Origin of the sequence: Allobosea sp. MMO-172 (assembly GCF_037147855.1) — a bacterium.
Classification (GTDB): Bacteria; Pseudomonadota; Alphaproteobacteria; order Rhizobiales; family Beijerinckiaceae; genus Allobosea.
This window is the reverse complement of sequence record NZ_JBBCUM010000005.1, coordinates 285,292-297,044: the sequence shown is the minus strand read 5'-3', so window position 1 is coordinate 297,044 and position 11,753 is coordinate 285,292. Positions and strand designations below refer to the sequence as shown.

The window sequence follows — 11,753 nt, the reverse complement described above, 5'->3', positions numbered from 1 at the left end:
TCGGAAGCGCTCCGGAATGGATCCCGGGTCAAGCCCGGGATGACCCCGCGTTTCCCAGCAGATCGAACGACGGCCGGTTGGATTTATCGCGCCGCCGCCGCGAGCCAGCCCGCCAGTGCCTTCCGCTCGGCCGGCGTCATGCCGGAGAGGTTGTTCGGCGGCATCGCATGGGTCATCACCGCCTGCGTGCGGATGGCGCGGGCGTGCATGGCGATCTGCTCGGGTTCGTGCAGCATCACGCCCTTCGGCGCGATCTGGATGCCGGGCCAGGACGGCTCCGGCGCATGGCACATGGCGCAGCGCCCGGTCACGATGTTCGAGACCTCCGTCGGCGGGAGGCTCATGCCCGCCAGCAGCACGGGCTTGCCCGCATCGCGGGGCTTGAGGCCGAGCTGCTCGCGCCCGCCCGGCGAGGACGACATCGCCACCCAGAAGGCGAGCCACAGCGCCAGGATCGCTACCGCCCAGCACCACCAGGGCGACTTCGCGTGGTTGCCGTGCCGGATATTGAAGAAATGCCGGATCAGCGCCCCGGCCACGATCACCAGCGCCACCAGCAGCGGGATCACGCTCGAATTGGCATAGGTCACCGGATAGTGGTTCGACAGCATCAGGAACAGCACCGGCAGGGTGATGTAGTTGTTATGCGTCGAGCGCTGCTTGGCGGCCTTGCCGTATTTCGGATCGGGCTTCTCGCCGGCGGTGAGCGCGGCGATCACCTTCCGCTGACCCGGCATGATGTTGAAGAAGACGTTGGCGGTCATGATCGTCGCCATCAGCGCGCCAGTATGGATCAGCGCACCACGCCCGGAGAACACGTTGGCGAAGGCCCAGCTCGCCGCGACGACATAGCCGAAGCCGACGAGGCCGAGCAGGACATCGTGCTTGCCGAGCGGCGACTTGCACATCAGGTCGTAGATCAGCCAGCCGATCACCAGCGCCGCGATGCCGATCGCGCCCGCGGCGAAAGGCGAGAGCTGCATCACCGCCGGATCGATCAGGTAGAGCTCGGACTGGGCGTAATAGACCCAGACCAGCAGGAAGAAGCCGGAGATCCAGGTCCAGTAGCTCTGCCATTTATGCCAGGTCAGCTCGGCCGGCATCACCGCCGGGGCGACCATGTATTTCCGCATCTCGTAGAAGCCGCCGCCATGGACCTGCCAGGCGCGCCCACCGGTGCCGGGCGGGATGTCCTCGGCCGGCTTCAGCGAGGCGTCGAGATGGATGAAGAAGAACGAGGCTCCGATCCAGGCGATCGCCGTGATGACATGGAGCCAGCGCAGCATCATGCCGCCCCATTCCATCAGATAGGCTTCGAGCATCGCGCTGCGCTCCGGGAGAGCTGGAGGGAAACCGGGCCGGAGGCTCCGACCCGATCAAAATAACCTGCTTTCGCCGCCGCCGAAATCACCGGAACGGCCTTGCGGATTGACATCCGGGAACATGATCTTATCGCAAAAGCCAATATTCACCGCCCCGACCGGCGCCGTACACTCCCCGGAACCCGGCCAGGCCTGATGCCGGAGCCTTCAGGAGACCGCATGGGACATCTCTCGACGCATGTGCTCGACACGGTGAACGGCCGCCCCGGCGCCGGCATCGCGGTGACGCTCGACCGGCTCGGCCCCGACGGCTCGCGCCAGCGGCTGGCGGAGGCGGTGACCAACAGCGACGGTCGCACCGATTCGGCCCTGCTTTCGGGAACGCTCGTCCCCGGCACCTATGAACTGACCTTCGCCATCGGCGCCTATTTCCGCGGCCTCGGCACCGCCCTGCCCGAGCCCGCCTTCCTCGATCTCGTCCCCGTGCGCTTCGGCATCGCCGAGCCCGAGGGGCGCTATCATGTCCCGCTCCTGGCCTCGCCCTGGAGCTACTCCACCTATCGCGGCAGCTGAACGACCATGACCAAGCCGACCTATCCGCGCGACATGAAGGGCTATGGCCGCGCTGCTCCGCACCCGCATTGGCCGGGCGAGGCGCGCATCGCCGTCCAGTTCGTCGTCAATTACGAGGAAGGCGGCGAGAACTGCATCCTCCATGGCGATGCGGCCTCGGAAGCCTTTCTCTCCGAGATCGTCGGCGCCGCGCCCTGGCCGGGCCAGCGCCACATGAACATGGAGTCGATCTACGAATACGGCTCCCGCGCCGGCTACTGGCGGCTCTGGCGGATGTTCACCGAGCGGAACATGCCGGTCACGGTCTTCGCCGTCGCCAGCGCGCTGGCGCGCTATCCCGAGATCGTCGGCTCGATGCAGGAGGCCGGCTGGGAGATCGCGACCCACGGCCTGAAATGGATCGACTATCGCGACACGCCGAAGGAGCGCGAGCGCGCCGACATTCTGGAGGCCATCCGCATCCAGACCGAGCTTGCCGGCGAGAGACCGCTCGGCTGCTACCAGGGCCGCACCTCCGAGAACACCATTCCGCTAACGATGGAGGAAGGCGGCTTCCTCTACACGGCCGACGTCTATGCCGACGAACTGCCTTATTGGCTGAACGGACCGAAGGGTCCGCAGCTCGCCGTGCCCTACACGCTCGACGCCAACGACATGCGCTTCGCCACGCCGCAGGGCTTCAACACCGGCGAGCAGTTCTTCACCTATCTCAAGGACTCGTTCGACACGCTCTATGCGGAGGGCGAGAGCGCGCCGAAGATGATGTCGATCGGCCTGCATTGCCGCCTTGTCGGCCGGCCCGGCCGCGCCGCCGCGCTCGCCCGCTTCCTCGACTATGTGCAGAGCCACGACCGGGTCTGGGTTGCGACAAGGCTCGACATCGCCCGGCACTGGGTCAGGACGCAACCGCCCCAGGGCGGCTATGTGCCCTCGAAGCTGCCGAAGGCGCTCTTCACTGAAATCTTCGGCCGCGTCTGGGAGCATTCGCCCTGGATCGCCGAGGCCGCCCACTATGCCGGCATCGGCGCGGACCATGACACGGCGGAAAGCCTGCACACCGCGATGGTCGCCGCCATGCGCAAGGGTACGCCGGAGCAGCAGAAATCCCTGCTCACTGCCCATCCCGACCTTGCCGGCAAGCTCGCGGCGGCAGGCGAGCTGACACCGGAATCGACGCAGGAACAGGCCGGCGCCGGGCTCGACCGCCTCACCAGCGACGAGCGTGTTCGCTTCACGGCGCTGAACGAGGCCTACAAGGCCCGCTTCGGCATCCCCTTCATCATGGCGGTGAAGGGCGCGACCAAGGCGCATATCCTCGCCGCCTTCGACGCGCGCTTGAAGAACACGCCCGAGCAGGAATCCGCGACGGCGCTGGCCGAGGTCGAGAAGATCGCCCTGTTCCGGCTGAAGGAATTGCTGCCGGCGGACTGAAACCCGCCGGATCGCGTGGCGCTACTGCGCCTTGAGCCAGTCGATGACCTGGCGCACGGCGACGCGCGGCGTGTCCTGATGGCCGGCCGAGACCTCGATGCGCGTCCCCCGTGAATAGGGCGCGCGGTCGTTCATCGCGGCCCGGTCACCCGTCCCGATCACCCAGAGCACCGGCCCGCCCACGCCGCTTCCCTGCGCGGCGCTGGCGGCAGGACCGGACGGGTCGAAGAAGCTGACATAGGCCGCAGCCGTGGTCGTCACCGGAAAGGTCCGGCCCTGGTTGAAGTCGAGGAACTGCGCCTTCTCCTGCCCCCGACCGGCCGCGACCATCGCCTTGGCCTGGGCAACGCTGTCCTGCGTCTGCGACGCGATGAAATCCGGCCGATGCCCCGGCGCCAGCGCAACCACGGCCGCGACGCCGCCGACCCGCGCGGCATAACCCATCGATATATTGGCGCCGAGGCTGTGCCCCATCAGCACGACCCGCGCGGCGCCGCCCGCCCGCGCGCGCTGCACGGCGGCCCGCACCTCACCCAAGGTCTGCTCATAAGTGCGATAGCCCGACACCCAGGACATGCGCGGCAGCACCACGCTCGCCCCCTCCGCCTTGAGCGCGGCCGCAAGCGGCTGCAACGGCCCCTGCCCGCCGGCCTTGCCATGGATGAGAATGACGGTGGTGCCCTTGATCTCCATCGCCGATGCAGCACCCGCCAGCGAACTGAAGCCGAGAAAAGCAGCAATAACGGAAGCGATGATCTTCATCCTGATCCCCAGATCGCTTTCTTCCCCTAGGTCATAATCTCGGAATGAGACCCTTTTACAAGAGAGAACTGCTGTGCGGCCGCTGTTTTCAACCCCGAAGGAGGCGGCGGAACCCTGCCGGGGCAGCGACGTTGATGACGGGCTACAAGGAGAGACCTCGTGTTCCGGCTGTTTCTGATCATCATCGTGCTTGTCGTCGGCTATGACGCCATCGTCCATCAGGGCGCCTATACGCGCGATGCCTGGAACAGCATCGTCCGGCTGACCGGCTCGTCGGTCGAGGGCGCCAAGGAACTGGGCGAGCGCGCCCGCAACTGAGCGTTACGCCGCGGCGCGCCCCTCGACGATCCCGGCGATCGCCTCCAGCATCCGCGTATCGTCGCCGGCGAGCCCTTCCATCGCCGCCATGCGCTGGATCACCGTGCCGGCGATCGCCTCCTCCACCGTTTCCTCGGCATAAGCGTAGAAGATCGTCGCGTGCTGGCCGTCGCGATGGCAGCGGCCTTCGATCTGCTGTAGCTGGATCGCGCTGTGGCGCATGTCGTGGATCACGAGCGCCCGTTCGCGCTCGCCGCCCGGCATCTCGCCACGGTGCAGGGAGATCGACTCGGTGACGGTGAAGATCACCGCGTCGAGCTGTCCGGTCTGGAAGGCGATGCGCGTTTCCTCGTTCTGCAGGCCCGAGCGCTCGCCATTGATCTCGGCAGTGCGCCAGCCGCGCCCGCGCAGCGTCTCGGCGAGCATCGCGCTGGTTTCGAGGAAGGCGACGGAGATCGCGATCTGCTCGTCATTGCCCAGCAAATCCTCGCAGAAATCCGCCGTGCCGGGGATGCGCAGCAAACTGGCTTTCTGGCGGAAGCGCAAATCGGCAGCCCAGCCCTGCGGCTTGCGGGTCGAGCCGCCAGCAAGCCCAAGCTCCCTCCGGAACTCGCGCCAGGTCGCGTCGTAGAGCTTGCGCGCGGCCGTATCGAGCGCGACTGGCGCGAGCTCGCGCTGCACCTCCGGCCAACCCGCGATCTCCTCCGGCCGGCGGCGCAGGCCTATCGCGTTGGCACCGCGATAGAGCAGGTCGGCCATCACCTTGCGGTCGGCCTCGTTCGGCTCCCAGCTCCAGTTCTTCCAGCGCCCCTTGGCCCTGCCGATCTTCAGCCGCTTCATCAGCACCCGGAAGCCGTCGAGATCGGCCGAGGGCATGCCTGCCGCCTTGGCCAGCAGCCCCGCGAGATAGGACAGTTCATGCGGTGACTGGCCGGCCGTCGCGCTCATATAGATCGTGAAATCGGCGGCCTCGGCCATCTGCCGGCAGACCAGCCCCTGCTGCGAGTTGGGATTGCGGATACGATGCGCCTCGTCGATCACGACGAGCGGCCAGACGCGTTTCGGCCGGCCATGCTTGGCGATCTCGTTGTTCTTCGCCCGCGTCGAGCGCTTCTTGCTGTCGGCGACAGGCGCGAGCAGCGATTTGGTCTTCTCGAAATTCATCAGTGTCACGCGCTTCGCCGGCAAGCCGGACAAGGCCATGGTGCGCCGCCATTGCGGGATCGCCCCTTTCGGGCAGATCACCAGCACCTCCTCTTCCGGCATCGCGGATAGGGCGAGCCAGGCCGACAACGTCTTGCCGAGGCCGGTCAGGTCCCCCAGCAGGAAGCCGGCCGCACCCTTCCCCCGCGCCGCCAGGATGGCATCGCGCGCAACGAGCTGATGCGGATGCGGGATCATCGTCATGCGGTTGGACATGCCTTGTCGGTCTGCGCGGCGGCCCGCCCTGCCCGGCAGGCATGGCGCGTCCGGCTCTCTTGGCACTGGCGCATCTCCACGTCCACCGGCACTGTGCCGGCCACCGAATGGGGAGACCACAAGACCATGACCCGCGCGCAGGCGATCGCGAAAGCCCAGGATTATTTCGACTCAGGCCGGATGAAGGACGATCTCGGCCGGCTCGTCGCGATCCCCACCGAAAGCCAGAATCCCGACCGTGCCCCCGTGCTCGGCGAGTATCTCGATAAGGAGATGCAGCCGCTGCTCGAATCGCTCGGCTTCACCTGCCGCATCCTGACCCATGCCAAGGCGCGCGGCCCCTTTCTTTATGCCGAGCGCATCGAGGACCCCGCCCTGCCGACCATCATCGGCTACGGCCATGGCGACGTGATCCGCGGCCTCGATGCGCAATGGAGCGAGGGCCTCTCGCCCTGGAAGCTCGTCGAGCGGGACGGCCGCTGGTATGGCCGCGGCGTCGTCGACAACAAGGGCCAGCACCTCATCAACATCAACGGCCTGCGCGCCGTGCTGGAGACGCGCGGCAAGCTCGGCTTCAACGCCAAGTACCTGATCGAGATGGGCGAGGAATCCGGCTCGCCGGGCCTGCGCGAGCTCTGCGAGGACGAGGCCGAACTGCTCAAGGCCGATATCCTGATCGCCTCGGACGGCCCGCGCCTCAATGCCGAGCGCCCCACCGTCTTTTTGGGCGCGCGCGGCGTCATCACCTTCGACCTGCAGATCACGGCACGCGACGGCGGCCATCATTCCGGCAACTGGGGCGGCATCCTCTCCGATCCGGCGATCCAGCTTGCCCATGCCATCGCCTCGATCACCTCGCCCACCGGCCAGATCCGCATCCATGAATGGGTGCCGAAGGAATTGCCCGACGGCGTGCGCCGCGCGCTCGCCGATTGCGAGATCGACGGCGGCCCGGACGGCCCGACCATCGATCCGAACTGGGGCGAGCCCGGCCTTTCCCCGGCCGAGCAGGTTTTCGGCTGGTGCTCTTTCGACGTTCTCGCGATGAAGTCCGGCGTGCCCGAGACGCCCGTCAACGCCGTGCCGCCCAGCGCCTGGGCGCGCGTGGCGCTGCGTTTCGTCGTCGGCATCGATCCGCGCGATGTCGCCCCGGCGCTGCGCCGTCATCTCGACCGCCACGGCTTCGACATGGTCGAGATCGTCATGCCCGGCACCGAGCGCTTCGGCGCGACGCGGCTCGACCCCGACGATGCCTGGGTCCGCTTCACCATCGATTCGATCGCTGAGAGCACCGGCAAGAAGCCGGCACTGCTGCCCAATCTCGGCGGCTCGCTGCCGAACGACATCTTCGCGGAGATTCTGAAGCTGCGCACGATCTGGGTACCGCATTCCTATCCGGGCTGCTCGCAGCACGCGCCGGACGAGCACCTGCCGGCGGCCATCGCCCGCGAGGGCCTTGTCGCCATGGCCGGGCTCTATTGGGATATCGGCGCCGGCAACGCGCCCAAGGTCTGATCCGGGCTATTCCTGCGGCTGGCGCGGATCGCGTCCCGGCGGCAGGTCGATCGGCGTCGCCGGGGGAGCCTCCGGCGGCGCGTTCGGCGGCAGTTCCGGCGGCGGCTCGGTCGGAATGCCCTGAGGCTCGGCATCCGGCGGTGATTCGACCGGTGGGGCCGGCGGAACCTCGCCCGGCGTCAGCGGCGGCGCCTCGGGCGGCGGATTAGGAATAGCCGGCGTGTTGCCGGGAGCGGCCACAAGGCCTTGATCCAATTGCATCATGCGAAACCTGTCCTTTCGGACAGGAACGCCCGAGCCATAGAAAGGCTCCCTCTCCACTTAGGGAAGCACCGCTGCTCAGTCCGGCGGTCGGGACGAGCCTTCGTCGCCCGGCAGCGGATGGCGGCGCTGCAACCAGCCTTCCAGCGAATGATCGAGAAATAGCAGGACAAGCGCCAGAACCGTGGCCGCCAGCGTCACCGGCCATTTGCCCAGGCCCGCCGAACAACCCAGCGCAGCCGTCACCCAGATCGCCGCCGCCGTCGTCAGGCCATGGGGCACGAGGTCGCCATCACGGCGGATGATCAGGCCCGCACCCAAAAAGCCGACACCGGTCAATACACCCTGCACGACGCGGCTCGCCGCATCGGGATGCAGGGTCTCGCTGAACAGGCTCGCGGCGGCAGCCGTGCCGAGCCCGACCAGCCCGAAGGTCCTGAGGCCGGCGCTCTTGCGCTGGAGCGTCCGCTGCCAGCCGACGGCCACGCCAGCCACGAGGCCAGCCAGAAGCCGGAGCACCAGTTCGAGTTCGTCCACGATGCCGCTCGCTCCAACGCCGTTCCAGGCGGACGATAGCACGCCTCAAGCCGGCAACGGCATTAAGCCGCCGCTTCCGCGAAAGACCTGTTCAGCGATGTCAGGAATGTGAGGTCGTGGTGGGTGATGTAGGGCTCGAACCTACGACCCGCTGATTAAGAGTCAGCTGCTCTACCAACTGAGCTAATCACCCATACGCCACGAAGCGTCGCCGGTCAGCGGCGTCGGCCGCGTCAGGCAGGGGGCGTGTAGCAAAGGCCCCGCCCCCTGTCCACCCATCTGTGACAGTTTTTTCAAACGCGGCGAAAAAGGCTTCGCCGCGCTGTGGATTATCAGGCCGTACGGCGGTTCAGCAGGTGATAGAGCACGATCGCGCCGAAGGTCGCGGTACCGATTCCGCCGAGCTCATAGCCGAAGATCGGCAGCTTCAGGTCACCGGCGCCGAGAATCAGCGCGGTCGCCACCGTGATCAGATTCTTCGGCTCGGAGAAGTCGACCTTGTTCTCGACCCAGATCCGGCCGGCGGTCGCGGCGATCAGGCCGAAAACCACGACCGCGAGGCCGCCGAGCACCGCGACGGGGATCGTGCCGATCACCGCGCCGAACTTCGGCGAGAAGCCGAGCAGCAGCGCGATGATGCCGGCCGCGACGAAGACCAGCGTCGAATAGACCCGCGTCACCGCCATCACGCCCATGTTCTCGGCGTAGGTGGTGACGCCCGTGCCGCCGCCGGAGCCGGCGATCATGGTGCCGAGACCGTCGGCGAAGAAGCCGCGGCCGATCAGATGGTCGAAATTGCGCCCGGTCATCACCGAGATGCCTTTGATATGGCCGAGATTCTCCGCGACGAGGATGATCGCGACCGGCACGATCAGCGTGATCGCCTTCATGTCGAAGACCGGCGCCACGAATTGCGGCAGGCCGAACCAGGCAGCGGCGCCGATCTTGCCGAAATCGATCGTCGGCGCACCGAAGCTCGACGCCGTCAGCGCATAGAGGACATAGGCGGCAAGCCCGCCGATCAGCACCGGCAGGCGCTGCGGCAGGCCGCGCCCATAGACCGCGACGAGCGCGACCGAGACAACCGTGAACAGCGCGATCCACTTGGTGTAGGGGCTGGCCGAGATCATGCTGATCGCGACGGAGGTCAGGTTGAGGCCGATCGCGGCGACGACGGCACCCGTGACGACCGGAGGCAGCAGCTTCTCGATCCAGGCCGTGCCGACGCCCTGCACGATCAGGCCGATCACGGCATAGACCGCGCCGCAGGCGATGATGCCGCCGAGCGCCACGCCGATATTCGGGTTGGGGCCGGAGCCGGCATAGCCGGTCGCGGCGATGACGACGCCGATGAAAGCGAAGGAGGAGCCGAGATAGCTCGGCAATTGCCCGCGCGTGATCACGAAGAACAGCAGCGTCGCGATACCCGAAAAGAAGATCGCGACATTCGGGTCGAAGCCCATCAGCACCGGCGCCAGCACGGTCGAGCCGAACATGGCGACGACATGCTGCAGGCCGGCGATCACGGTCTGCCCGGTCGGCAGCCGCTCATCCGGCAGCACGGCGCCGGAGGTTTTCAGTGTCCAGTTCGGAAAATAGCCCATCGGCATCGCGCTCCCCAGGGTCGCCGGGGGAGCGACCGCACCGGAAGCGCAGATGAAAGCAAAAAGCGAGCCGGCGCCAGATCGCCGCGGCGTCATCCACCGGAATCGCAGTAGCGGTCAGCGTGTGGGAGAGCGCTGTCATCCCGTGCGCGCTGCGGCATGGAATGCCGCTGCGCAGACACGGGACCGTTCTCAGGAAGAGGCGCCCTTGCGGAGCCGTGAGGAAGCGCGCCCTAGTTGTCACGCGGTCCCGTGGCTGCGCCGCAGCGTTTCACGCTGCAGCGCGCACGGGATGACACCCTTGTTCCAAGGTGCTTCCGCGATGGTGCTGCCCTCGCCTACTCCGCCGCCTGCGCGTGCAGGCGGCCGCCCCGCGCGATCAGCTTGTTCAGCGCGGCGAGATAGGCCTTGGTCGAGGCGACCAGCGTGTCCGGATCGGCGCCGCGGCCGGTCACCGACGAGCCGTCGCGCGAGAGCCGCACCGTCACCTCGGCCTGCGCATCCGTGCCCTCGGTCACGGCATGGACGTCGTAGAGCTCCAGCGTCACCTCATGCGGCACGATGGCCTTGATCGCGTTGAAGATCGCGTCGATCGGCCCGTTGCCCTCGACCTCCTCGGTGACATGCTTGCCGTCGACATCGAGCTTCATGGTGGCGCGCTGCGGGCCGCGCGTGCCGGCGATCACCGTCAGCGATTCCAGCTTGATGCGGTCATGGGCGGTCGCGATGTTCTCGTCGACCAGCGCCTCGATATCCTCGTCGTAGACATGCTTCTTGCGGTCGGCCAGCGCCTTGAAGCGGGTGAAGGCGTCCTCCAGCTGGTTGTCGCCCAGCTCGTAGCCCATCTCCTTCAGCTTCGAGCGGAAGGCGGCGCGGCCGGAATGCTTGCCCATCACCAGCGAGGTCTTGGTCACGCCGACCGATTCCGGCGTCATGATCTCGTAGGTGGTGTTGTTCTTCAGCATGCCGTCCTGGTGGATGCCGCTCTCATGCGCGAAGGCGTTCCGGCCGACGATCGCCTTGTTGTACTGCACCGGGAAGGAGCAGGCGGTCGAGACGGCCTTGGAGATGCGCATCAACTGCGTCGCGTCGATGCCGGTATCGTAGGGCAACACGTCGCCACGCACGCGCAGCGCCATCACGATCTCTTCCAGCGCGGCATTGCCGGCGCGCTCGCCGATGCCGTTGACCGTGCACTCGACCTGCCGGACGCCGCCCTCGATCGCTGCCAGCGAATTGGCGACGGCCAGGCCCAGGTCGTTATGGCAATGTGCCGAGAAGATCGCCTTGTCGGCGTTCGGCACGCGCTCGCGCACCGCCTTGAACATGGCGCGGTACTCATCCGGCGTGGCGTAACCGACGGTATCGGGCAGGTTGATCGTGGTCGCACCGGCCCGGATCGCCGCCTCGACCGTGCGGCAGAGATAGTCGATCGGGGTGCGGGTCGCGTCCATCGCCGACCACTCGACATCCTCGACCAGATTGCGCGCCTGCGTCACGGTCGCGGTGATGATGTCCAGCACCTGCTCCTGCGTCTTGCGCATCTGGTGCTCCAGATGGATCGGCGAGGTCGAGACGAAGGTGTGGATGCGCGGCTTCACCGCATGGCGCACGGCCTCGCCGGCGCGGGCGATATCGGCGCTGGTGGCGCGGGCCAGCCCCGCGACGGTCGCGCGCTTCAGGCGGCGGGCGATCTCGGATACCGCCTCGAAATCGCCATCCGAGGCGATCGGAAAACCGGCTTCGATGATGTCGACGCCCATCGCATCGAGCGCATCGGCGATCTCCAGCTTCTCCTCGAAGGTCATGGTAGCGCCGGGGCACTGCTCGCCGTCGCGCAAGGTGGTGTCGAAGATCAGGACGCGGTCTTTTGCGGAGCCGGTCTGGGTCGGGTTGGTCATGGTTCTGCTTCCGGGTGTCGGCGCGCCGCGGAATTCTGGAAAAGGCGGGCGCTGGGTTTTCTGTCGGCGGTTCTCGTCAGTCCCCTGAGCGCCCAGGCAGCATGCCCGGC

The 11,753-nt window shown here is 67.1% G+C and carries 11 protein-coding genes and 1 tRNA gene; 4 read left to right on the top strand and 8 right to left on the bottom strand.

All coding sequences use genetic code 11. From position 1 onward, the window contains the following. Nucleotides 1-83 precede the first annotated feature (83 nt). Nucleotides 84-1,322 (bottom strand): urate hydroxylase PuuD, encoded by a 1,239-nt coding sequence (locus tag WFK61_RS10515; RefSeq protein ID WP_336811476.1) that lies wholly within the window; start codon nt 1,320-1,322, stop codon nt 84-86. Nucleotides 1,323-1,541: 219 nt separating this feature from the next. On the opposite strand from WFK61_RS10515, the gene uraH reads away from it, so the two are divergent. Then, complete coding sequence (gene uraH / locus WFK61_RS10510) at nt 1,542-1,895, top strand: hydroxyisourate hydrolase (protein WP_336811475.1); 354 nt, start codon at nt 1,542-1,544, stop codon at nt 1,893-1,895. A 6-nt stretch (nt 1,896-1,901) separates the two neighbouring features. Beyond that, nucleotides 1,902-3,326 carry an allantoinase PuuE gene (gene puuE, locus WFK61_RS10505; RefSeq protein ID WP_336811474.1) on the top strand — a complete coding sequence of 475 codons (1,425 nt, stop codon included), beginning with the start codon at nt 1,902-1,904 and terminating at the stop codon, nt 3,324-3,326. A 21-nt stretch (nt 3,327-3,347) separates the two neighbouring features. On the opposite strand, the gene WFK61_RS10500 is transcribed toward puuE, so the two are convergent. Further along, complete coding sequence (locus tag WFK61_RS10500) at nt 3,348-4,088, bottom strand: alpha/beta fold hydrolase (RefSeq protein ID WP_336811473.1); 741 nt, start codon at nt 4,086-4,088, stop codon at nt 3,348-3,350. A 159-nt stretch (nt 4,089-4,247) separates the two neighbouring features. On the opposite strand from WFK61_RS10500, the gene WFK61_RS10495 reads away from it, so the two are divergent. After that, nucleotides 4,248-4,406 carry a hypothetical protein gene (locus tag WFK61_RS10495; protein ID WP_336811472.1) on the top strand — a complete coding sequence of 53 codons (159 nt, stop codon included), beginning with the start codon at nt 4,248-4,250 and terminating at the stop codon, nt 4,404-4,406. Between the two features lie 3 nt (nt 4,407-4,409). On the opposite strand, the gene WFK61_RS10490 is transcribed toward WFK61_RS10495, so the two are convergent. Continuing rightward, on the bottom strand, nt 4,410-5,825 hold the full coding sequence (locus WFK61_RS10490) for an SNF2-related protein (protein ID WP_336811470.1): 1,416 nt from the start codon (nt 5,823-5,825) through the stop codon (nt 4,410-4,412). A 126-nt stretch (nt 5,826-5,951) separates the two neighbouring features. Here WFK61_RS10490 and WFK61_RS10485 point away from each other — a divergent pair, with 126 nt between their 5' ends. After that, nucleotides 5,952-7,340, top strand: coding sequence for a M20 family metallopeptidase (locus WFK61_RS10485; RefSeq protein WP_336811469.1), 1,389 nt, complete (start codon nt 5,952-5,954; stop codon nt 7,338-7,340). Between the two features lie 6 nt (nt 7,341-7,346). Here WFK61_RS10485 and WFK61_RS10480 read toward each other — a convergent pair whose 3' ends face one another. The 5 genes from WFK61_RS10480 to WFK61_RS10460 all read right to left on the bottom strand — a co-directional run bounded on the left by WFK61_RS10480 (nt 7,347) and on the right by WFK61_RS10460 (nt 11,643). Further along, the gene (locus tag WFK61_RS10480) at nt 7,347-7,604 is read right to left on the bottom strand and encodes a hypothetical protein (protein WP_336811467.1); all 258 of its coding nucleotides are present in this window, start codon (nt 7,602-7,604) and stop codon (nt 7,347-7,349) included. Nucleotides 7,605-7,679: 75 nt separating this feature from the next. Continuing rightward, nucleotides 7,680-8,138 carry an MgtC/SapB family protein gene (locus tag WFK61_RS10475; protein WP_336811466.1) on the bottom strand — a complete coding sequence of 153 codons (459 nt, stop codon included), beginning with the start codon at nt 8,136-8,138 and terminating at the stop codon, nt 7,680-7,682. Between the two features lie 117 nt (nt 8,139-8,255). Further along, nucleotides 8,256-8,331 (bottom strand) — tRNA-Lys (locus WFK61_RS10470). Between the two features lie 139 nt (nt 8,332-8,470). Next, on the bottom strand, nt 8,471-9,748 hold the full coding sequence (locus tag WFK61_RS10465; protein ID WP_442896282.1) for a solute carrier family 23 protein: 1,278 nt from the start codon (nt 9,746-9,748) through the stop codon (nt 8,471-8,473). Nucleotides 9,749-10,080: 332 nt separating this feature from the next. After that, nucleotides 10,081-11,643, bottom strand: coding sequence for a 2-isopropylmalate synthase (locus tag WFK61_RS10460; protein WP_336811463.1), 1,563 nt, complete (start codon nt 11,641-11,643; stop codon nt 10,081-10,083). Nucleotides 11,644-11,753 lie beyond the last annotated feature (110 nt).

Coding starts and splice junctions, on each gene's coding strand:
- WFK61_RS10515 (WP_336811476.1), bottom strand. CDS start 1,322: ATGCTCGAAGCCTATCTGATGGAATGGGGCGGCATGATGCTGCGCTGG.
- uraH (WP_336811475.1), top strand. CDS start 1,542: ATGGGACATCTCTCGACGCATGTGCTCGACACGGTGAACGGCCGCCCC.
- puuE (WP_336811474.1), top strand. CDS start 1,902: ATGACCAAGCCGACCTATCCGCGCGACATGAAGGGCTATGGCCGCGCT.
- WFK61_RS10500 (WP_336811473.1), bottom strand. CDS start 4,088: ATGAAGATCATCGCTTCCGTTATTGCTGCTTTTCTCGGCTTCAGTTCG.
- WFK61_RS10490 (WP_336811470.1), bottom strand. CDS start 5,825: ATGTCCAACCGCATGACGATGATCCCGCATCCGCATCAGCTCGTTGCG.
- WFK61_RS10485 (WP_336811469.1), top strand. CDS start 5,952: ATGACCCGCGCGCAGGCGATCGCGAAAGCCCAGGATTATTTCGACTCA.
- WFK61_RS10480 (WP_336811467.1), bottom strand. CDS start 7,604: ATGATGCAATTGGATCAAGGCCTTGTGGCCGCTCCCGGCAACACGCCG.
- WFK61_RS10465 (WP_442896282.1), bottom strand. CDS start 9,748: ATGCCGATGGGCTATTTTCCGAACTGGACACTGAAAACCTCCGGCGCC.
- WFK61_RS10460 (WP_336811463.1), bottom strand. CDS start 11,643: ATGACCAACCCGACCCAGACCGGCTCCGCAAAAGACCGCGTCCTGATC.